Here is an 18193-nt window from a genome sequence, read left to right on the forward strand (position 1 = left end):
CGGACCTATCGGTGTGCAGAGCAGCGCGTCGTGGCAGGGTAGTAGCAACATGATCGCCGACGTCACCGCGCAACACGCGCTGCATCACGCCCCGCCCGAGACGGTAGGAAAGGTCGATTGATGGGCAGGATCTACGACAACGTCACCGAACTGATCGGGCACACCCCCCTGGTGCGGCTGAACCGGCTGACCGAGGGCTTGGGCGCGCAGGTCGCGGCCAAACTCGAGTTCTACAACCCGGCCAACAGCGTCAAGGACCGGATCGGCGTCGCGATCATCGACGCCGCCGAGAAATCCGGCCAGTTGCGCCCGGGCGGCACCATCGTCGAGGCCACCAGCGGAAACACCGGTATCGCGCTGGCGATGGTCGGCGCGGCGCGCGGCTACAAGGTGATCCTGACCATGCCCGACACCATGTCCACCGAGCGGCGGGTGATGCTGCGGGCCTACGGCGCGGAGATCGTGCTGACGCCGGGCTCCGAGGGCATGGCCGGTGCGGTGGCCAAGGCCCGCCAGATCGTCGCCGACACCGACAACGCGCTGTCGGCAGACCAGTTCGCCAACCCGGCGAACCCGGCCATCCACCAGCAGACCACCGGCGAGGAGATCTGGGCCGACACCGACGGCGCAGTGGACATCTTCGTCGCCGGTATCGGCACCGGCGGCACCCTGACCGGTGTGGCGCACGCCCTCAAGGCGCACAAGCCCGGCGTGCGGATCGTGGGCGTGGAACCGAAGGATTCGGCGATCCTGCACGGCGCCGACCCCGGTCCGCACAAGATCCAGGGCCTGGGCGCCAACTTCGTGCCCGAGGTGCTCGACCGGGACTGCTACGACGAGATCATCGACGCCCAGTTCGAAGACGCCATCCGGGTGGCCCGCGCATTGGGCACCGAGGAGGGCATCCTCGGCGGGATCTCCGCGGGCGCCAACGTCTGGGCGGCCCTGGAGTTGGCCAAACGCCCCGAGAACGCCGGGAAGCTGATCGTGGTGGTGATCCCGGACTTCGGCGAGCGCTACATCTCGACCGCACTGTTCGAGCACATCCGGGGATAGCCGCCGCATGGGTATCCTCTCGACGCTGCGCGAGGATCTGCGCAACGCGCGCAATCACGACCCGGCCGCCCGGGGCGATCTGGAGAACGCACTGGTCTATTCGGGCCTGCACGCCATCTGGTCGCATCGCGTCGCACACCGACTGTGGGCACGGCCGGCGCTGCGCGGGGTGGCCCGGGTACTGGCACAGGCCACCCGGTTCGCCACCGGCGTGGAGATCCACCCGGGTGCCACCATCGGCCGGCGGTTCTTCATCGACCACGGGATGGGTGTGGTGATCGGTGAGACCACCGAGATCGGCGACGACGTGATGGTCTATCACGGGGTGACGCTGGGCGGGCGGTCACTGGACCACGGCAAGCGGCACCCGACGATCGGCAACGGAGTCACCGTCGGCGCCGGCGCAAAGGTGCTGGGCCCCATCACCGTCGGCGACGGCAGTGCCATCGGCGCCAATGCCGTTGTCACCCAGAATGTTCCGGCGGACTGCATCGCCACCGGCATTCCGGCCGCGGTGCGGCACCGCACCGCCAAGCAGCGCGAGCCGCTGGTGGACCCGACCAGCTACATCGACCCGGCGATGTACATCTGAGGGTTGCTCAGGACCGCGGCCGGGCGGCGATGACGTAGTCGTGGCCGTGTCGCAGGCCGGCTTCGCGGAAGTAGACCGCCAGCGCCCGCAGCCGTAGTTCTTCGACATAGCGGAGCATCGAGCCGGCGAGGTCGGTAGAGCCGAAGCGCTGCAGCCTTCTTCGGCACATGTCGAGTTGGCCGTTGATGTGGCGCGGGCCGTAGCGGATCGGGAAACGCCGGCTCTCCACCACCTCGAAGCCCGCCTGTTCGAGGTGCCGCAGCATCCATTCCAGGGGGTACTCCCGATACGGCCGCTCACCGGCCAACAACAGACACGCGTCGCGGACCCGGCCGATCTCCCAGATGATGCGGCCGCTTTCGGTCTCGGGTCGGTACGGGACATAGGGTTCCAGGCCGGTGACGTAGAGCCGGCCGTCGTCGGCGACCAGGGGACGAAGCCTTTCGAATGCCCGGTCCTGCCAGTACGGGGCAAAACCCTCGATGGCGCCGACGAGGTAGTCGACCAGTACGGTGTCGAAGGTTTCGCCGGCCAGCAGGTCGTCGTCGATCCAATTACCCACCAACAACCGGTCTTGCGGCCGGATCGCCTCGCCCAGCGCGGCACGTACCGAGTCGGCCATGCCGGGTGCCGCGGTGATCGCCGTCCAACTGTCGGTCGGCAACGTCCGGATCCATTGCAGCGACTTCACGCCGGCGCCGGCATCGAGCATGCTGCCCCAGGGCCGGTCGCCGTGCAGGGATGCGATATAGCCGAACAGCGCTGAGACGTGCGGCGGTTTGGCGTCGGGGACCATCGGGGTCAGGGTAGCGCGAACGACCCTTTAGTGAAAATCATTGTCGTTAAGGTGGGTGCCGCGCGACGGTGGCGGGCAAGCGCGACGAACGTGCACAGAATGACGGCAGACGCGGCGTGTCGTGGTACAGACACGCACGTTCGCGGAAGGAAAAACACCGGGCGATGGAGCCACCTAGGAGAATCGAACTCCTGACCTATTCATTACGAGTGAATTGCTCTACCGACTGAGCTAAGGTGGCGTGCCCGACCGAAGCCGGGCCGAGTCAGTCTACAGGTCGTTTCGCAGTGCCTGTCCAATGGTGGCCACCATCGCTCCGACCGCGAAGCGGGCCTTCACATTGGCCGCCAGCGCCTCACGGCATTCCAGCACCGCCTCGATGCAGCGCAACAACCCGTCCGGTGAGGCCTGCGCCGCGGTCACGGCCACCGAATCGGCCATGTCGGGATGGTTGGGCCGGGCCACCCCGCCCGAACCCGTGGCGACCAGCAGCGCATCGCGGAAGTAGGTGGCCAGGTCGATCAGCGCACGGTCCAGCGCGTCCCGCGACGCCCGCTTCTCCCGGGACTTCTGCCGACGCTCCAGATCCTTGATCATCCCGGCGGTGCCGCGCAGCGTCCCCGCGGTGCCCTTGCCGGTACCGCCGGCCCCCAGCGCGGTGCGCAGTTCCTCGGTCTCGATCTCGGAGCGCTCGGCGGTCAGGTCCTTGGCCTCGGAGTCGGCCGCGGCCACCAGTTCGTCGACCGCGGCGAACGCCTTCGCCGGACTGGCCGCGTCGTGCGCCAACCCCACCGCCCGCTGGCGGCGGCGCCGCGCTTCGGCGTCGGTGGCCAGCCGCCGGGCCCGCCCCACGTGCCCACCGCTGATCGCCGCAGCCCAGTCGGCGGTCTGGGCGTCCAGTCCGTCGTTGTCGATCAACACCTGGGCGATCGCCGCCGGCGACGGCGTCACCAGCGCCACGTGCCGACACCGGGAGCGCAGGGTGATCGCGATGTCTTCGGGGTCCACCGACGGAGCGCACAGCAGGAACACCGTCGACGGCGGCGGCTCCTCGACGACCTTCAGCAGCGCATTGGCCGCACCCTCGGTGAGCCGGTCGGCGTCCTCGACCACCACGATCTGCCACCGGCCGGTGCCGGGGCGCCGGGAGGCGGCCTGCACGATGGCCCGCATCTCACCCACCCCGATGGACAGTCCTTCGGGCACCACCCGGCGCACGTCGGCGTGGGTGCCGGCCATCGTCGTCGTGCAGGCCCGGCACCAGCCGCAGCCGGGCCCGCCGTCGGCCTCGTCGGTGGTGCACTGCAGCGCCGCGGCGAAGCAGACCGCCGCGATCGACCGCCCCGATCCCGGCGGGCCGGTGATCAGCCAGGCGTGTGACATCGCACCCGATGTCATCGCACTGTGAGCCGAATCATGCCGGGACGCGCGTGCGGCGGCCGTCAGCTCGGCTTCGACCGTCTGCTGGCCCACCAATCGTGCGAAAACCCCGGACATCATCGGTCACAGTAACGGCTGGACCGGACATTCGGACTCCGGCTTTGCGGTCGCGCCGGATACGGTGTGCTGGTGAGCACTACGTCCCTGGTCAGACGGATCAACCGATTCGTCCGCTGGGTGCTGCACACGCCCTGGCCGGTCTTCTCGCTGAGCATGCTGCAAGCCGACATCATCGGCGCGCTGTTCGTCTTCGGTTTCCTGCGGTTCGGCCTGCCCGACGAGGACCGGATCAACCTGCAGGACCTGCCGCGCAACAGCCTGGTGATCTTCGCCCTCGTCCTGCTGGTGCTGTTCGTCGTCGGCTTCTCGCTCAGCACCGCATTGCTGATGCCGGTGTTCCGCTGGCAGCGCAGGGAAGCGCTGCTCGCCGACCTGGAGAACGGGCCGGGCTCGGACCCCGCGGCCACCGAGTTGGCGCGCTCCCGGGCGCTACGGATGCCGTTCTACCGCTCGCTGATCAGCATCTGTTACTGGACCGTCGGCGGTGTGGTGTTCGTGGCCATCAGCTGGCAGGTGGTCCACAACGTGGTCCCGGTGGTGGTCACCGCTACCGCGTTGGGTGCCGCCGCCACCGCGATCATCGGCTACCTGCAGGCCGAGCGGGTGCTGCGGCCGGTCGCCGTCGCCGCCCTGCGCGACGGAACCCCGGAGAAGCTGCGAGCCCCCGGGGTCATCCTGCGGCAACTGCTGACCTGGCTGCTGTCCACCGGTGTCCCGGTGCTGGCCATTATCCTGTCGGTGCTGGCCGGCAAGGCGGCGCTGCTCAACGCCTCCCCCGACAAGCTGTTCACCCCGATCCTGCTGATGGCACTGGCCGCGCTGTTCATCGGGCTGGCCGGCACCGTGCTGGTGTCGATGTCGATCGCCGACCCGCTGCGTCAGCTGCGCTGGGCACTCGGCGAGGTGCAGCGCGGTAACTACAACGCGCACATGCAGATCTACGACGCCAGCGAACTCGGCCTGCTGCAGGCCGGGTTCAACGACATGGTGCGGGATCTGGCCGAGCGGCAGCGGCTGCGCGACCTGTTCGGCCGCTACGTCGGTGAGGACGTGGCGCGGCGGGCCCTGGAGCGCGGTACCGAGCTCGGCGGGCAGGAACGCGACGTGGCGGTGCTCTTCATCGACCTGGTCGGTTCCACCCAGCTGGCCGCCACCCGGCCGCCCAGCGAGGTCGTCGGCCTGCTCAACGACTTCTTCCGGGTGGTGGTCGAGGCCGTCGGGCGACACGGCGGATTCGTCAACAAGTTCCAGGGCGATGCGGCCCTGGCCATCTTCGGTGCACCCATCGAGCATCCGGACTCCTCGAGCGCGGCATTGGCGGCGGCCCGCGAACTGCACGACGGCCTGCTGCCGGTCCTGGGTTCCGAAGAGTTCGGCATCGGGGTGTCGGCCGGGCGGGCGATCGCCGGCCACATCGGTGCCCGCGCCCGCTTCGAATACACCGTGATCGGCGACCCGGTCAACGAGGCCGCCCGGCTGACCGAACTGGCCAAGATGGAGGACGGCCACGTGCTGGCCTCGGCGGTGGCGGTCAGCGGCGCCGTGGACGCCGAGGCCCTGTGCTGGGAGGTCGGCGAGATCGTCGAACTCCGCGGCCGCACCGTGCCCACCCAGCTGGCCCGGCCGCTGAACCTGGCGACACTGGACATCCTGGCCACCGACGGCGTCGAACCCGCCGCGGCGGACTGACTCAGGCCTTCTTGGCGGCCTTCTTGGCGGCGGCCTTCTTCGCCGGGGCCTTACGAGCGGTGGCCTTCTTGGCGGCGGTCTTCTTCGCGGCCTTCTTGACCGGCCCGCGTGCCCGCCGGTCGGCCAGCAGCTCGGAGGCCCGCTCGTCGGTGATCGTCGCGACCTCGTCGCCCTTGCGCAGGCTGGCGTTGGTCTCACCGTCGGTGACGTACGGGCCGAACCGGCCGTCCTTGATCACCATCGGCTTGCCGCTGGCCGGGTCGGTGCCCAACTCCCGCAACGGCGGGGCGGCCGCGGCCTGCCGACCGCGACGCTTGGGCTCGGCGTAGATCTTCAGCGCCTCTTCGAGGGTGATCTCGAAGATCTGCTCCTCGGTGGCCAGCGACCGGGAATCGGTGCCGCGCTTCAGGTAGGGCCCGTAGCGGCCGTTCTGCGCGGTGATCTCGTCACCGGATTCCGGGTCCAGGCCCACCACCCGTGGCAGCGACAGCAGTTTCAGCGCGTCGTCGAGCGTGATGGTCTGCAGGTCCATGCTGCGCAACAGCGAACCGGTGCGCGGCTTCGGCCCGGTCGGCTTCTTGCCCTTCTTGGCCGTGCTGCCCGACTCGTCGTCGGGCGGCGGCGGCAGGACCTCGGTGACGTACGGGCCGTACCGGCCGTCCTTGGCGACGATCTCGTGCCCGGTGGCCGGGTCCACACCCAGCGGGCGGCCCTCCTGCGGAGTGGCGAAGCGTTCCTCGGCCAGTGCGAGGGTCAGCTCGTCCGGCGGCAGCGAATCGTCGAGGTTGGCCCGCTGCGGGGTCGGCTCACCGTCGTCGCCGGCGACCATGCGTTCCAGGTAGGGGCCGTTCTTGCCCACCCGCACGTAGACCGGCCGGCCTTCGGCGTCGTCGAACAGCTTGATCGAGTTGATCTCCCGGGCGTCGATGCCCTCCAGGTTGACCCCGACCAGCTTCTTCAGACCGCCGGCCCGCGAGATGGAGCCCTCCACCCCGTGCTCGCCGCCGAAGTAGAAGTTGTGCAGCCAGTCGCTGCGACGCTGGCGTCCGGCGGCGATCCCGTCGAGTTCGTCCTCCATGGCCGCGGTGAAGTCGTAGTCCACCAACCGGCCGAAGTGCCGTTCGAGCAGTCCGATGACCGCGAACGCCACCCACGTCGGGACCAGCGCGCTGCCCTTCTTGTAGACGTAGCCGCGGTCCTGGATGGTCTTGATGATCGAGGAGTAGGTCGAGGGCCGCCCGATCCCCAGCTCTTCGAGCGACTTGACCAGCGAGGCCTCGGTGTAGCGGGCCGGCGGGTTGGTGGAGTGCCCGTCCGGGGTGGCCTCGGCGGCGTCCACCCGCTGGCCCTGGGTCAGCTGCGGCAACCGGCGCTCGGCGTCGTCGGCCTCGCCGCCGGCCAGTTCGTCGACGGTCTCCACGTAGGCCTTGAGGAATCCGGGGAAGACGATGGTGCGGCCGCTGGCGGCGAACGTCACCTGCCGGCCGTCGGAGTCGCCGCCGATCCGCAGGCTCAAGGTGGTGCCGCGGGCGTCGGCCATCTGCGAGGCGACGGTGCGCTGCCAGATCAGCTCGTAGAGCCGGAACTCGTCGCTGCCCAACTCGTTGCGCACCGCATCGGGGGTGGCGAACGTCTCGCCGGCGGGCCGGATGGCCTCGTGCGCCTCCTGGGCGTTCTTGACCTTGCGGGTGTACTGCCGCGGCGACGGCGAGACGTACTCCTCGCCGTAGAGCTGCCGGGCCTGGTTCCGGGCGGCATCGATAGCGCTGGCCGACAACGTCGTCGAGTCGGTACGCATGTAGGTGATGTAGCCGTTCTCATACAGCCGCTGGGCGATGCTCATCGTCCGCTCGGCGGAGAACCGCAGTTTGCGGCCGGCTTCCTGCTGCAGCGTCGAGGTCATGAAGGGGGCGTAGGGCCGCCGGGTGTAGGGCTTCTCCTCCACCGAGGTCACCGACAGCGACGCACCCCGCAGCCCGGACGCCAGCGCGGTGGCCGCGGCCTCGTCGAGCACGGTCACCTCGGCCGGCTTCTTCAATGTGCCCAGCGAATCGAAGTCCCGGCCGGTGGCCACCCGCAGGTTGTCCACCGAGACCAGCCGGGCCCCGAAGGTGGGCGGCGATGCCGTCGGGTCGGAGACGCTGGCGTCGAGCTGGGCCATCACGTCCCAGTAGGAGGCGCTGCGGAACGCCATCCGCTCGCGTTCGCGGTCCACGATGATCCGGGTGGCCACCGACTGGACCCGGCCGGCCGACAGTTTCGGCGCGACCTTCTTCCACAGCACCGGTGAGACCTCGTAGCCGTACAACCGGTCCAGGATGCGCCGGGTCTCCTGCGCGTCCACCAGGTCGATGTCCAGGTCGCGCGGGTTCTCGGCGGCGGCCCGGATCGCCGGTTCGGTGATCTCGTGGAACACCATCCGCTTGACCGGGACGCGGGGCTTCAGCGTCTCCAGCAGATGCCAGGCGATCGCCTCGCCTTCCCGGTCACCATCGGTGGCCAGATAGAGCTCGTCGACGTCCTTGAGCAGCCCCTTGAGCTCGGTGACCGTGCTCTTCTTGTCGGGGCTGACGATGTAGAGCGGCTCGAAGTCGGCGTCGACGTTGACGCCCAGGCGCGCCCAGGCTTCCGTCTTGTATTTCGCCGGCACGTCGGCGGCGTTGCGGGGAAGGTCCCGGATGTGGCCTCGAGAAGACTCGACGACGTAGTTTCTGCCCAGGTAACCGGCAATTTTTCGTGCCTTGGTGGGCGACTCGACTATGACGAGCCGCCGCACGGGTGTCGTATCGCCATTGCGGGCGCTCACCGTCTTGGGGTCAGCCAACTGCGCTTCCACTCCACTTCTGTCCGAACCGCCGGGTCACGCCACCGGTGGACAACTGACAATCTCACACTCACCGTCGTGCCGATGCAAACCGGCGTTCAGCGCTGAATTCTCTCAAAGTTCATCCCGCTGCCCCGGGATGGTCGCTCCGACACGCGGCCACTGGCTCAACGCCTCGGGATCGGCCGGTGATTCCCCGATGTTCTCGACCAGTCGCGACAACCTACGCCGGCCGGTGATCCGCAACGCCGGGTGGCCGCCGCGGGAGCCGATCAGGGTGGGCGCGATCCCGACGCGCGTCAGCGCCGACGCCAGCGGAGCGAAGGTATCCGGTGCATGCGGGTCCAGTCCGAGCAGGTACCGGTCCGCCTCGACCGATCCCGCGGCCAGCGTCCAGGCCCGAAGTTCCCGCGGGCCGGGCTGCCATTGCGGCGGCACCGTCTTGACCGCGCCACGGGTCCAGTCGGCGGCCAGCGCACGCAGCCGGGCATCGACCGCGGTGCGCACCAGCGGAGTGTCCTCCTCGGTGCGGGTGACTTCGGCCTGCAGACCGGCCGCACCGATCAATTCGGCCAGCGCCACCGCCCGCCACGGGGCGTCGACCACAACGGATAGCCGCGCCCCGTCGCCCACTACGACGATCTGGCCGGGACCGGCCAGCACCCCGGTCAGGTCGGTGACGCCGGGCGGCACCGAATCCGCCGAGAAGAAGGAAAGCTGGCTCACGTCACCGACAGTAAGCCGGTGTCGGCCCCGTCCGAAACGAAACCCCCCGGCAGCGCTCCGTTGCTGGGAGCTGCGCGGGGGGTGTCGTCGAATCCAGTTGCTTAGACGGCGCGAACGCCCGTGGCCTGCGGACCCTTGGGGCTCTGCCCGACCTCGAACTCCACGCGCTGGTTTTCCTCGAGGGTGCGAAAGCCGGACCCCTGGATCTCCGTGTAGTGGACAAACACGTCCGCCGACCCGTCTTCAGGCGCAATGAAGCCGAAGCCCTTTTCTGCGTTGAACCACTTCACAGTTCCCTGTGGCATTTGTCGATCTTTCCTTACTCTTCTTGCCCGGTGTAGTGCACACCGTTGGTCGGGGCACCGATTTTCGCTGCCCCGGGCCTGTTCCAACCGCCGTACCCCTGGCGGTCGGTCGGTGCTACCACCGCCGCTCCCCGCGGGCATTGCGGCCGCAACCACAGATCCTGCGAAGGCTTAACACGAACACAGAAGCTACGACCGCCCATCAGTCAACCATGTTCATCGCGCCGAGGACAGACTGCGGTGCCGAAATCTCGGCCAAAGAGTGAACAATACTTCCGCGGACATTCCGAGCGGGCAATCGAGGACGGGGACCAATGGCGGCGAATTTCGGCGGTGAATTGCTCGCCGCCGCACTCGGCGGCGTCGAAGCCGGTGAAGAGCCACTGCGTCACGTCGCCGACCTGCCGGCCGCCGAGGGCCGCCCCGGCAGCTGGCCGACCTGGGCCGACCCCGATGTGATCGGCGCGTTCACCGGGCGCGGTATCAGCGCGCCGTGGTCGCACCAGTCGGCCGCCGCCGAACTCGCCCACGCCGGGCGGAACGTGGTGATCAGCACCGGTACGGCGTCGGGCAAATCTCTGGCCTATCAGCTTCCCGCCCTGCAGGCGCTGGCCGCAGATCCTCGCGCCCGCGTGCTGTACCTGTCGCCGACGAAGGCGCTGGGCCACGACCAGTTGCGTGCGGCGCACGCGTTGACCGCCTCCGTTGCCCGGCTGGCCGGCGGCGCCGGTGCGGTCGCCCCCACCGCCTACGACGGCGACTGCGCGGCCGAGATCCGGCGGTTCGCCCGGGAACGCTCCCGCTGGGTGTTCTCCAATCCGGACATGATCCACCTGTCGCTGCTGCGCAACCACGCCCGCTGGGCGGTGTTCCTGCGCGGCCTGCGGTTCGTCGTCGTCGACGAGTGCCACTACTACCGGGGCGTCTTCGGCTCGCACGTGGCGATGGTGCTGCGCCGGCTGTTACGCCTGTGCGAGCGGTACGCCACTCGCGGCGCGCCCGGCCCGACGGTGATCTTCGCCAGCGCCACCACCGCGGCGCCGGGAGCCAGCGCGTCCGCGTTGATCGGCCGGCCCGTCGCCGAGGTCACCGAAGACGGGTCGCCGCACGGCGCACGGACGGTGGCACTGTGGGAACCGGCGCTGCGCACCGACGTGACCGGCGAGAACGGCGCCCCGGTGCGTCGTGCCGCCGGGACCGAGGCGGCTCGGGTGATGGCCGACCTGATCGCCGAGGGCGCCCGGACCCTGACGTTCGTGCGGTCTCGCCGCGGCGCCGAACTCACCGCGCTGGCCGCCCGCACCCGGCTGGAGACGGTGGCCCCGGCGCTGGTCGACAAGGTCGCCTCCTACCGCGCCGGATACCTGGCCGAAGACCGCCGGGATCTGGAACGGGCACTGGCGTCCGGGGAACTGTTCGGCCTGGCCACCACCAACGCCCTGGAGCTCGGTGTGGACATCGCGGGGCTGGACGCGGTGGTGATGGCCGGTTTCCCCGGCACGGTGACGTCGTTCTGGCAGCAGGCCGGCCGGTCGGGGCGCCGCGGCCAGACGGCCCTGATCGTGCTGGTCGCCCGGGACGACCCGCTGGACACCTACCTGGTGCATCATCCCGCGGCGTTGCTGGACAAGCCGATCGAACAGGTGGTGATCGACCCGACCAACCCCTACGTGTTGGGGCCGCAGTTGCTGTGCGCGGCCGCCGAACTGCCGGTGACCGCCGCCGAGGTGGCGCAACTGGGCGCCGAGCAGGTGGTCGAGGACCTGGTCGACGACGGGCTGTTGCGGCGACGCGCCGAGAAGTACTTCCCGGCACCGGGGCTCGATCCGCACGCGACGGTGGAGATCCGCGGGTCCGTCGGCGGGCAGGTGGTGATCGTGGAGGCCGACACCGGCCGGCTGCTGGGCAGCGTCGACGCCGGGCGGGCCCCGGCCACCGTGCACACCGGGGCGGTCTACCTGCATCAGGGCGACAGTTACCTGGTCGACTCGCTGGACATCGAACGCCGGATCGCGTTCGTGCACGCCGAGGATCCGGGCTATACGACGTTTGCTCGGGAAGTCACCGACATCGACGTGACCGGCGAGGGTGAACGAATCCTGTTCGGCCCGGTCGGCCTCGGCCTGGTGCCGGTGACCGTGACCCACCAGATCGTCGGCTACCTGCGGCGACTTCCGACCGGCGAGGTGTTGGACTTCATCGACCTCGATCTCCCGCCGGCCACCCTGCCCACCACGGCGGTGGTCTACACCGTCACCGCCGAGGAACTGGCCGCCCGCGGAATAAGTGAACGGTCAATCCCCGGCGCGCTACATGCCGCCGAGCACGCGGCGATCGGATTGCTGCCACTGGTGGCCAGTTGTGACCGGGGCGACATCGGCGGATTGTCCACCGCGGTGGGCCCGGAATCATTGGGCGGATTGCCCAGTGTTTTCGTCTACGACGGGCATCCCGGCGGGGCCGGATTCGCCGAACGGGGATTCCACGCCGCCACCGCCTGGCTGGCCGCCACCGCGGCGACCATCGCGTCGTGCGAATGCCCGCAGGGCTGCCCCTCGTGTGTGCAATCCCCCAAGTGCGGCAACGGAAACGACCCGTTGGACAAGCAGGGGGCTGTGCAGGTTCTGCGACTGGTGCTCGACCATCTCGCGGACGGCGACAGCCATTGATTCCGCGGACTGCGGGAGTCGGCCGACCCCCCGAACGGCCGACTCCCCGAGCCCCTTACCCGCAGCGTGCACTGTTTTGGTGACACGGGTCACCACGCAACAATGCAGACGGAGCGATAAGACGAACGGTCGAGAAAAGCGACCCGTTCCCAAATCCGATAAAACATCGGACGGAGCCGTAAGTTACCGGCTAGACCGGACCCTGCGCAACTCGAACGGCCGATTTGTCGTGTGCGATCGGCCACAGATCCGTCGAATCGGGGACCATTGGCGCAGGTGAAGCATTACGAGCCGTAATATCCCGGATCGTGGCGCACGATTGGTTGCTGGTGGAGACCCTCGGAGGTGAACCGGTCGTCGTCGCGCAGGGTCGCGTGCTGAAGAACATGGTGCCGATCACACAGTTCTTGCGGCGCAGCCCGCATCTGCCCGCCGTACAGACCGCGATCAGCGAATCGGTGCGTACCGGGCAGAGTCTCGACAGCATCACCGCGCGCCACGACCGGGTGATCCGCACCGAACCCGTGGTGATGTCCGACGGTCGCGTGCACGGCGTGCACGTCTGGACCGGGCCGGCCGACATCGAACCACCCGAGCGGCCCATCCCGGGCCCGCTGAAGTGGGATCTGACGCTGGGGGTGGCCACCGATTCCCGGGAATCGCTGATCAACAGCGGTAAGGACCCGGAGGTGGAAGCCACCCACGGTCGGGCGTTCGCCGAGGAACTGCCCACCCGCGAGTTCAGCCCGAACGAGAACAAGGTGCTGGCCCTGGCCATTCGGGCCGAACCCGGCCAGACCATCTGCAGCAGCTGGGATGTCACCGATTTCAACGGCGCGGTCGTCCGGGTCGGCTTCGTGGTGCGTACGGCGCGCGAGTCCGTCCCGGGTGGTCGGGAGCATTTGGTGACCAGGGGCATGAACTGGCGCGGTCAGCACGACGGCGCGGTGCAGCGTCCGGATTCCCTCGCCCAACAGATCCTGCACGCCCTGGCGCAGCCCGGCGTGCACCGGGCCATGGTCGACCTGGCCAACCGTCGGCTGCTGAAGTGGCTCGACGAGCCGTGCCCGTTCTACGACTGGCGCACTTCGGGCGATCAACCGCGGGTCCATCCCGACGACGAGGCCCAGCTCGACCGGATGCAGGGCGAGCTGATCCGGACCCAGGCACCGGCAAGCGGCGTGCTGCGGCTGCGCGGGGTGGACGGCGGCTGGGCGCCGGTCCATGTGACGGTCAACAAGGTGGAGATCGAACCGGGCACGGTGGGCGGGCTGGTCGCGCTGCGCCTGCCCACCGAGGCCGAGCTGGCCGCGGCCGGGTTGGACCAGCAGCTGGGTAGGTCCTGACCGGCGCTAACCGACCGGCCCGGCGCGGGCGCTTGCCCGGGCGTGGCCGAGCCGCCATCCGGGAACCGGCATCGCGACGGTGACCACCACGTCGAGTCCGTCTACCGTGCACGTGATCTCACCGCCGTGATTCCGCACGGCCAGCCGCTGGGACTGTGCGCAGGCGTGCCGGGGACCGGCAGGCAGCCCGGCCGCGCCGGCCAACGCGGCCAGGTCGACGACCGCCTGCGCCCGGTGCCGCGTGATGACCGCGGCGCCGAGCAGCACACCACCGCCGGTGCCGCTCAGCAGCACCGCGATCATCGCCGCGGCGGCCACGGTGGCACCGCCCGCCTCAGCGTGTGGGCTCGACCGCCGACACCGCCTCGGCGTGGATCGCCACTCCGGGCAGCAGCGCCGATGCGGCGCTGACGGTCGCGACCACCAGGTCACCTTCGAAGCGCAGCACGATCGTGGCGCCGGCCGGCGCGATCCGGGGCACCGCCGCGGTGGCCGCCGCAGCGTCTCCGCGGGCCGCGAGCCGGGCGGCTTCCCGGGCTGCGTCGATGCAGCGGACCTGGGCCGATACCGCACCGATTCCGGCCAGGCACAGCACCAGCACGGCCACCAGGGCGGCCAGTGCGAACGCCGCCTCGACCGTGGCCGCGCCGGTGTCGTCGGCGGTCGGGCCACGTCCGGTCACCGCCCGTCAGACCTTGGTGTTCAGCGCGCGCCCGATGACCCGGGTCAGCGCCGAGACGATCGAATCGCCGGTGACCACGGTGTAGAGGATCGCGCCGAACGCGGCGGCCGCGACGGTGCCGATCGCATACTCGACGGTCGACATTCCTGACTCATCGGTCGCCAGCAGTGCGGCCTTGAGTCCCAGCACACGAAATACGTTGCGCGCCCGCGATATCTGATGATTCACCGAACCTCCTTCATCGTCCCCGGTAAGGGTTCTCGCGGTCTGTCCGCGAAGCATCGCCGGTCATAGCAGGCCTGACCCCAGCACGTCGCCGGCGAGCCCGGCGACCACCGGCATGATCCCGAGGCAGACGAACGCCGGCAGGAAGCACAACCCGAGCGGCCCGGCGATCAGCACCCCGGCGCGCTCGGCGGCGGCGGTGGCCGCCTGCGCGGCGTCGTCGCGGCACTGTGCGGCGAGCTCGGTGAGCCCGGCGGCCAGTGCCGTACCGGACGAACCCGACCGGCGCGCCAGTCGTCGTACCGCGGCCGCCGTGCTGTGGCCGGTGTCGGCGGGCTCGTCGTTCGGAGCCGACCAGGCGATCTCCGGTTCGGCGCCCAGTGCCAGCAGGTCGGCGCCGCGGCTCAGCACCGCCGCCAACTCCGGTGCGGCGTGTCGGGCGGTGGCGGTCGCGGCCACCGACACCGGCATGCCCGCCGACAGGCAGAGTGCGAACACCTCCAGATCCGCGGCCAGCGCCACGACGTCGGTTCCCGGGGCGGGTCGTCGGGGTGGCGGCCGTTCGGGCCGGGACCGCCCGGCGCGGGCGCGCGCCGTCGACGGTCCGGCGCCCGCCAACACCGCCAGCGCCAGCAGCACCGCGACGGCGGTCACGGCGATCCGCCTACGGTGGTGATCCGATCCGACCACAGCAGTCCCGCACAGATCAGGCTCACGCCGACCAGCGCCGGCACACCACCGAAGCCGCCGGCCAGGAAAGCCAGCGGATGCGCTCCGATCAGTTGCCCGAGCAGCACGCCCAGTACCGGAAGCAGGCCCAGCAGTGTCGCCGAGGCGCGGGCACCCGCCATGCCGGCATCGGCACGCGCCGAAAAGCGCTGTCGGGCCGTGATATCGAGCTGTGCGGCCTGCATCAGGGCGGCGATCGCCAGCCCGTGCTCACCGCCGAGTTCCCAGTAGACCGCGAGCCGCTCCCAGTGCGCGGGCCACGCCGAGCCCCGGGCCGCCTCCCGCAGTCCACTCGCGACGTCGGCCCCCAACCCGGCCCGTGCGCAGACCCCGCGCAGGCCGGCGGCGACCGCGGGATGCCCGGATTCGACGGCGGCGGTCGCAAACGCCCGCACCGGGTGAGCGCCGACCCGCAACTCGCCGGTCAGGACATCCAGTGCGGCTTGCAGCGCGCGGGTTTCGGCCCGGGCCCGGCGACGACGCAGACTCCGGTGCCGCCGCCATGCGGTGGTACCGCCCAGCACCGCCGCGGCCAGCCACCCGCCGGTCGGGAGTACGGCGACGGCGGGCACCGCGACACACGCCAGCGCTGCCGCGCCGGTCCACCCCCGCCGGCCCGACCGGCGGCGGCGACGGCCTGCGCCCGAGGCGAGGCGCCGCCGGGGCGATACGCCGAGCAGGACTGCGGCCGCCAGTGCCAGCGCCGCCGCTCCCGGGCCGCTCACGCCGGCATCCGATCGGCCAGCAGCGCGCGAAAGCCCGCGGCGTGCCGGGTCAGGCCGCCGGCCACCCGCCAGATCGCCGCCACCCGCACCTGCCCGGAGTCGGTGCGCGCCAGCATCGAGATGTCGGTGACCCGGCGCCGGCCGTCGCGGTCACGGGCCACGTGCACCAGGGCCTGCACGGCGGCCGCCAGTTGACTGTGCAGTCCGGCGCGGTCCAGGCCGCCCAGTGCGGCAAGGGCTTCCAGGCGGGCCGGGACCTCGGCCGGGCTGTTGGCGTGCACGGTGCCGGCACCTCCGTCGTGGCCGGTGTTCAGCGCGGCCAGCAGGTCGATCACTTCGGCGCCCCGCACCTCACCGACCACCAGGCGGTCCGGCCGCATCCGCAACGCCTGCCGGACCAGTTCGCGCAGTCCGACCTCGCCGGCGCCCTCGACATTGGCCGCACGGGCGACCAGCCGGACCAGATGGGGATGGCGGGGCTGCAGTTCGGGCGCGTCCTCGACGCAGACCAGCCGTTCGTCCGCCCCGACCGCGCCCAGCATGGCGGCCAACAGGGTGGTCTTGCCGGCGCCGGTGCCGCCGGAGACCAGGAAGGCCAGCCGGGCGGCGATGATGTCGGCCAGTAGGGCGGCCGCCTGCGGCGCGATGGCGCCGGTGGCTATCAGTGCGGCGAGGTCCTGGGTGGCCGGCCGCAGCACCCGAAGCGACAGGCAGGTGCCGTCGGCCGCCACCGGCGGCAGGATCGCGTGCAGGCGAACGGCGAACTCTCCGGTACCGATGCCGTGCAGCCGGCCGTCGACCCACGGTTGGGCGTCGTCGAGCCGGCGACCGGCGGCCAACGCGAGCCGTTGCGCCAGCCGGCGCACCGCGGCCTCGTCGGCGAACCGGATCTCGGTGCGCCGCAGGCCCGCCCCGTCGTCGACCCACACCGAATCCGGTGCGGTCACCAGGACATCGGTGGTGCCGGCCGCGCACAGCAGCGGCTCCAGGACACCGGCACCGGTCAATTCGGTCTGCAGTACCCGCAGATCGGACAGCAGCTCGGTATCGCCGAGCACCCCGCCGGTTTCGGCGCGGATGGCCGCGGCCACGGTCTGCGGGCGCAGCACCGATGTCGTCGGCGATTCCGCCGCCAGCCGCTCACGGACCCGGTCGATCAATGAATCGGTCATGACGACAACGGTTTCCGGTTGGGTAGGTGCTGCAGGATCCGGTCGGCCGCGGCGGCCAGCGCGGACCGGCGGTGCAGTCGCAGGCCGGCGTGTTCGAGCCGTTCGGCCAGCCGCGGTTCGGCGCGCAGCGCGGCCAGCACCGGCAGCCCGACGATCTCGCCCACTTCCGCGGCGCGCAGGCCACCCGGAGCCGGGCCGCGCACCACCAGACCGATGTTGGGGTTCACCGCCCGCAGCCGCGGCACCAGCGCCGCCCCGGCCGCGCAGGCCCGTACCTCGCCCGGGCTGATCACCACCACGAGGTCGGCGGCACCGAGCGCGGCCTCGGCCGGTTCGGACGGGCCGCGCGGCAGGTCGCAGACCACCGTGACGCCGCCGCGCCGGCCGGCCTCGACGACGGCCTCCACGGTGGCCGACTCGATGTCGCCGACCCGCCGGGTCCGATCGCCGCGGGCCGCACCGGAGAGCACAGTCACCGGGCCGTGCCGCGGCAGTGCGGCGTGCAGCGCCGGCCAGGTCAACCGTCCGCTCTGGCGCCGCAGGTCACCCCAGCGCAGCCCGGCGGCGTTCTCGGTGCCCGCCAGCAGGTCCAGGCCGCCGCTGTAGGCGTCCAGGTCGACCAGCAGCGCCTCCCCCGCCCGCTGGGCCAGCGCAGTGGCCAGGAGCGACGCCCCGGCGCCGCCGCGCGCCCCGATCACCGCGACGACGTCGCCGCGGCGGCGAGCGCCCCGGACGGACTCGGCGGCCTCGGCCAGCTCTGCCACCAGGTCGTTGGCCTCGGCGGGGATTCCCAGGACCCGTTGCGCGCCGACGGCGACGCCGGCCTGCCAGGTGAGGGTGGTGGATTCCGCCCCGGTTAGCACCACGACGTGTGCTCGGCGCGGCAGCCGGGCCTCGCCGCAGCGCACCGCGGCTTCTTCGTCGAGCACCACCGCCGCCGCGGCCGACCAGGCCTTGCGGCTCGGTAGGGCGGCGCCGAGTTGGATGACGCGCACCCCGACCGCTGCGGCCACCCGGTCCACCTCGTCGCGCAGGGCCGATCCGGACACGAGGGCCAACAGGCCGGCGGCTGCGTTCACCGCCTCACCGTGGCGCGATCACCCCAGACGGGCCAGTCGATGCGCGGCTGCTGGGGAGGAAATCACGGACTGTTTAAA

General features: G+C 70.9%; 16 protein-coding genes, 1 tRNA gene and 1 pseudogene. 5 read left to right on the plus strand and 13 right to left on the minus strand.

Translation table 11 applies throughout. From position 1 onward, the window contains the following. Positions 1-120 precede the first annotated feature (120 nt). On the plus strand, positions 121-1056 hold the full coding sequence (gene cysK / locus RCP38_RS17710) for a cysteine synthase A (RefSeq protein ID WP_308474224.1): 936 nt from the start codon (positions 121-123) through the stop codon (positions 1054-1056). 7 nt (positions 1057-1063) lie between these two features. Beyond that, entirely contained in the window at positions 1064-1648 is a 585-nt protein-coding gene (gene epsC, locus RCP38_RS17715; protein WP_308474225.1) for a serine O-acetyltransferase EpsC, read from the plus strand. Positions 1649-1655: 7 nt separating this feature from the next. Here epsC and RCP38_RS17720 read toward each other — a convergent pair. The 3 genes and pseudogenes from RCP38_RS17720 to RCP38_RS17730 all read right to left on the minus strand — a co-directional run. Then, a pseudogene (locus RCP38_RS17720) lies at positions 1656-2417 on the minus strand (class I SAM-dependent methyltransferase); the annotation flags it as partial. A gap of 192 nt (positions 2418-2609) precedes the next feature. Beyond that, a tRNA-Thr gene (locus RCP38_RS17725) sits at positions 2610-2685 on the minus strand. Positions 2686-2714: 29 nt separating this feature from the next. Beyond that, positions 2715-3941, minus strand: a complete 1227-nt coding sequence (locus RCP38_RS17730; protein ID WP_308474226.1) for a DNA polymerase III subunit delta' — start codon at positions 3939-3941, stop codon at positions 2715-2717. 18 nt (positions 3942-3959) lie between these two features. Between RCP38_RS17730 and RCP38_RS17735 the strand changes: the two genes are divergently transcribed. Further along, on the plus strand, positions 3960-5633 hold the full coding sequence (locus RCP38_RS17735) for an adenylate/guanylate cyclase domain-containing protein (protein ID WP_308477396.1): 1674 nt from the start codon (positions 3960-3962) through the stop codon (positions 5631-5633). A gap of 1 nt (position 5634) precedes the next feature. Here the strand turns inward: RCP38_RS17735 and topA are convergent, their stop codons facing one another. The 3 genes from topA to RCP38_RS17750 all read right to left on the minus strand — a co-directional run bounded on the left by topA (position 5635) and on the right by RCP38_RS17750 (position 9488). Next, a complete protein-coding gene (gene topA / locus RCP38_RS17740; protein ID WP_308474227.1) occupies positions 5635-8457 on the minus strand; it encodes a type I DNA topoisomerase in 2823 nt (940 codons plus the stop codon). A gap of 114 nt (positions 8458-8571) precedes the next feature. Continuing rightward, positions 8572-9183 carry a hypothetical protein gene (locus tag RCP38_RS17745; protein WP_308474228.1) on the minus strand — a complete coding sequence of 204 codons (612 nt, stop codon included), beginning with the start codon at positions 9181-9183 and terminating at the stop codon, positions 8572-8574. A 101-nt stretch (positions 9184-9284) separates the two neighbouring features. After that, entirely contained in the window at positions 9285-9488 is a 204-nt protein-coding gene (locus tag RCP38_RS17750) for a cold-shock protein (RefSeq protein WP_005138711.1), read from the minus strand. Positions 9489-9802: 314 nt separating this feature from the next. On the opposite strand from RCP38_RS17750, the gene RCP38_RS17755 reads away from it, so the two are divergent. Continuing rightward, positions 9803-12157, plus strand: a complete 2355-nt coding sequence (locus tag RCP38_RS17755; RefSeq protein WP_308474229.1) for a DEAD/DEAH box helicase — start codon at positions 9803-9805, stop codon at positions 12155-12157. Between the two features lie 308 nt (positions 12158-12465). Then, positions 12466-13503 carry a PAS domain-containing protein gene (locus RCP38_RS17760; RefSeq protein WP_308474230.1) on the plus strand — a complete coding sequence of 346 codons (1038 nt, stop codon included), beginning with the start codon at positions 12466-12468 and terminating at the stop codon, positions 13501-13503. 6 nt (positions 13504-13509) lie between these two features. Here the strand turns inward: RCP38_RS17760 and RCP38_RS17765 are convergent, their stop codons facing one another. The 7 genes from RCP38_RS17765 to ssd all read right to left on the minus strand — a co-directional run bounded on the left by RCP38_RS17765 (position 13510) and on the right by ssd (position 18115). After that, positions 13510-13935 (minus strand): Rv3654c family TadE-like protein, encoded by a 426-nt coding sequence (locus RCP38_RS17765; RefSeq protein WP_308474231.1) that lies wholly within the window; start codon positions 13933-13935, stop codon positions 13510-13512. Beyond that, on the minus strand, positions 13838-14185 hold the full coding sequence (locus RCP38_RS17770; RefSeq protein ID WP_308474232.1) for a TadE family type IV pilus minor pilin: 348 nt from the start codon (positions 14183-14185) through the stop codon (positions 13838-13840). Before RCP38_RS17770 ends, RCP38_RS17765 begins: the two co-directional genes overlap by 98 nt. Positions 14186-14191: 6 nt before the next feature. Next, entirely contained in the window at positions 14192-14374 is a 183-nt protein-coding gene (locus tag RCP38_RS17775; protein WP_308474233.1) for a DUF4244 domain-containing protein, read from the minus strand. Positions 14375-14473: 99 nt separating this feature from the next. Continuing rightward, a complete protein-coding gene (locus tag RCP38_RS17780) occupies positions 14474-15064 on the minus strand; it encodes a type II secretion system F family protein (RefSeq protein ID WP_308474234.1) in 591 nt (196 codons plus the stop codon). Continuing rightward, positions 15061-15864 (minus strand): type II secretion system F family protein, encoded by an 804-nt coding sequence (locus tag RCP38_RS17785; RefSeq protein WP_308474235.1) that lies wholly within the window; start codon positions 15862-15864, stop codon positions 15061-15063. Before RCP38_RS17785 ends, RCP38_RS17780 begins: the two co-directional genes overlap by 4 nt. Then, entirely contained in the window at positions 15861-17036 is a 1176-nt protein-coding gene (locus tag RCP38_RS17790) for a TadA family conjugal transfer-associated ATPase (protein WP_308474236.1), read from the minus strand. The genes RCP38_RS17785 and RCP38_RS17790 overlap by 4 nt, the downstream gene beginning before the upstream one ends. After that, positions 17033-18115 carry a septum site-determining protein Ssd gene (gene ssd / locus RCP38_RS17795; RefSeq protein ID WP_308474237.1) on the minus strand — a complete coding sequence of 361 codons (1083 nt, stop codon included), beginning with the start codon at positions 18113-18115 and terminating at the stop codon, positions 17033-17035. Before ssd ends, RCP38_RS17790 begins: the two co-directional genes overlap by 4 nt. Between the last annotated feature and the right edge of the window lie 78 nt (positions 18116-18193).

Origin of the sequence: Mycolicibacter sp. MU0083 (genome assembly GCF_963378075.1) — a bacterium.
GTDB lineage: Bacteria > Actinomycetota > Actinomycetes > Mycobacteriales > Mycobacteriaceae > Mycobacterium > Mycobacterium kokjensenii.

Bases quoted from the DNA above. Each gene is read 5' to 3' on its own strand.
- cysK (WP_308474224.1), top strand. From the start codon at position 121: ATGGGCAGGATCTACGACAACGTCACCGAACTGATCGGGCACACCCCC.
- epsC (WP_308474225.1), top strand. From the start codon at position 1,064: ATGGGTATCCTCTCGACGCTGCGCGAGGATCTGCGCAACGCGCGCAAT.
- RCP38_RS17730 (WP_308474226.1), bottom strand. From the start codon at position 3,941: ATGTCCGGGGTTTTCGCACGATTGGTGGGCCAGCAGACGGTCGAAGCC.
- RCP38_RS17750 (WP_005138711.1), bottom strand. From the start codon at position 9,488: ATGCCACAGGGAACTGTGAAGTGGTTCAACGCAGAAAAGGGCTTCGGC.
- RCP38_RS17755 (WP_308474229.1), top strand. From the start codon at position 9,803: ATGGCGGCGAATTTCGGCGGTGAATTGCTCGCCGCCGCACTCGGCGGC.
- RCP38_RS17790 (WP_308474236.1), bottom strand. From the start codon at position 17,036: ATGACCGATTCATTGATCGACCGGGTCCGTGAGCGGCTGGCGGCGGAA.